The 2,344-nt window shown below is 69.8% G+C and carries 4 protein-coding genes; 3 read left to right on the top strand and 1 reads right to left on the bottom strand.

Going from position 1 to position 2,344, the window contains the following annotated elements; translation table 11 throughout:
* Nucleotides 1–497 (bottom strand): NADPH-dependent FMN reductase (locus GPA_RS10940; RefSeq protein WP_049784278.1); only part of this gene is annotated, 497 nt, incomplete at its 3' end.
* Nucleotides 498–673: 176 nt separating this feature from the next.
* Between GPA_RS10940 and GPA_RS10945 the strand changes: the two genes are divergently transcribed.
* The 3 genes from GPA_RS10945 to GPA_RS19230 form a co-directional block, all read left to right on the top strand.
* The gene (locus tag GPA_RS10945; RefSeq protein WP_041239504.1) at nucleotides 674–1,102 is read left to right on the top strand and encodes a hypothetical protein; all 429 of its coding nucleotides are present in this window, start codon (nucleotides 674–676) and stop codon (nucleotides 1,100–1,102) included.
* Nucleotides 1,103–1,107: 5 nt separating this feature from the next.
* Nucleotides 1,108–1,668 (top strand): hydrogenase maturation protease, encoded by a 561-nt coding sequence (locus GPA_RS10950; RefSeq protein WP_049784279.1) that lies wholly within the window; start codon nucleotides 1,108–1,110, stop codon nucleotides 1,666–1,668.
* Between the two features lie 224 nt (nucleotides 1,669–1,892).
* Nucleotides 1,893–2,344, top strand: a 452-nt coding sequence (locus GPA_RS19230; RefSeq protein ID WP_041239505.1) for a nitrogen regulation protein NR(II), incomplete at its 3' end; no start/stop codon positions are given.

The raw sequence follows: 2,344 nt of genomic DNA on the forward strand, positions 1-2,344 counted from the left end.
AGGTGTCCAGCGCGAGCACGCCGTCCGCGGCCTGGATGGCGATAGTGGGGGATGGCCAGGCGGGGCTGGTTCATGATGCGCGCATCCAGGAAGCTGAGCACGCCCACGAGCTGCTCCTGCGCATGCGCCGCCCCGCTCATGCCGATGCTGGCCCCGGCCAGCGCCACGGGCTTGCCGGCCAGCACCTGGCCCTCGGCCTCGCTCACGGGACGCGAGAGCCAGTCGATCAGATTCTTCAGCGGGCCGGGGATGGCGTGGTTGTACTCGGGGCTGAACAGCCACAGCCCGTCGGCCCGCTTGACCTCGTCGCGCACGCGCGCCACGGCGGCGGGCGCGGGGTGCTCGGTGTCCTGGTTCATGAGCGGGACGTCGTCCCAGGCGAGCAGCTGGAAGCCTGCCTCGGGGCGCAGCCTGCCCAGCGCCGCCCCTGCGGCCTCGGCGAGCTGGCGGTTGTAGCTTCCCTGTCGAAGCGATCCGGCGATGGCGAGTATGTCCATGGGGTGCCTCCCGATCCATTAATGTTATCGTCCTGGTGTCATATGGTAGCACGTTCGACAGGTCGCTGCTTGGTTTGGCGTTGAACCGTCACGGAAAACCGCTCGGCCCCCTACGTGCTCTGCAGCCGAAGGCTTCGCTATAATAGGCGGCGATCACGAGAGCGAAGGAGACATCGGTGGCGGAATTGACGGACGAGCAGATCGCACGGGAAGAGAAGTTCCTGGAGGGTATACCGCGCCTCAACGTGGGTGCGCTGTTCCTGCCGCCCATCTGGGGGCCGGCGCATGGCATGTGGGCGGCGCTCCTGTTCTACCCCATCTGGCTGTTCGCAGACAACACGTTCTATGCGGCGTGGACGGAGCGGACGCCGCTCGCGCTCATCGTGGCGGCAGCCGTTTTCGCGACGCTCACGGCGGGCACGGTGGCCTTCTCCCTCATCGGGCAGCCCTTCGCCGCGCATCGCGCCGCCTCGCGGGGCGTGGGGAAGGATGCGTACCTGCGCCGTCAGCGCATCTGGGCCGCGGTGAGCGTGGTGGCGGGCTGCGCCATGATCGCCGGGGCCACGTACTACAACCTGGTCATCCGTCCGACGCTGGGGGCGTGATCGGCATGGGGGAGGAGCGTGGGGGCGGCACGCCCGCCGCGGGCACGGCGGAGGGCGCGGGCGCGCGGCGCATCGGGGTGTTCTGCGTGGGGAACAAGCTCATGCTGGACGACGGGCTGGGCACCGCCGTGTACGAGGAGCTGGTAGAGCGCTACGAGGCGCCCGGCAACGTGGAGCTGTTCGACGTGGGCTGCCTGAGCATGGATATGCTGCCGTACGTGCGCGATTTCGACGTGCTCGTCACCGTGGACGCGGTGGACGGCACGGACGCGGAGCCGGGCACCGTGTTCCGCTTCGAGCCCGATGCCATGGCGCGCCACTCCGGCGCCACGGCGTCGCTGCACGACCTGAAGCTCGTCGACCTGTTCGACGCCGCCACGCTCTTGGGCTACGAGGCCGAGGGCCTGTGCCTGGGCATGCAGGTGGAGAACCCCTCGCCGGCCGTGGTGACGGTGGGCCTCACGCCGAAGGTGGCTGCCGCGCTGCCCCTTCTGGTGGAGACGGTGGCGGGCGAGCTTGCGCGCCTGGGCTCGCCGCTCGTCCCGCGCGCGGGCGCGGCTGGATGAGGGCGGCTTCGTAACGGCATGGTTTCAAGGCGGCCAACGTTGCGTGAAGCGCCTTTACACGGGGCCGACGGCGCTGGTAGCATGCTGACCCCGTGAGGACGGCCCCTTATGAAGGCAACCCCGTAACGCCCCGCGCGGCCCTGCAGCCGCCCTTGGCGCGGCGCCGATGCGTCGCGGCCTCCTTCCCCCGTTCCAGAGAGCTAGCAAGAGGAGTGCCGAGCACCGTGCCGAACCCCAGCGAAGAGACCGACTACCTGCGCGCCATGCCCGTACCGTTCGCCGTCGTCAAGACCGTCCCCGACGAGGAGGGGCGCACCGTCGATGCGGTGTTCGCCTATGTGAACGATGCCGCCATCGCCTTGGCGGGCTGTGCGCGCGAGGTGCTCGTGGGCTCGTCGGTGTTCGACGCCTGCCCCGATGTTGCGCGCTGCATGCTGGGAGTGCTGGATGACACGGCGCGCACGGGTGCCACGCAGTACTTCACCTGCCGCAGCGTCTCCGGCGACCGTTACTTCTCCGTGCGCTCCTACCGTCCCCGCGAGGGCTTCTGCGCCTGCGTGCTCCAGGACGTGACCGAGCAGGCCCTGCTGGACCGTCGGCTGCGCGAGGAGCGCCGCCTGCTGGAGCGCCAGGCCATGCGCGACCCGCTGACCGGCCTGTACCATGTGCGGCAGGG

The sequence above is a fragment of the Gordonibacter pamelaeae 7-10-1-b genome (assembly GCF_000210055.1).
In the GTDB taxonomy this organism is placed as follows: domain Bacteria; phylum Actinomycetota; class Coriobacteriia; order Coriobacteriales; family Eggerthellaceae; genus Gordonibacter; species Gordonibacter pamelaeae.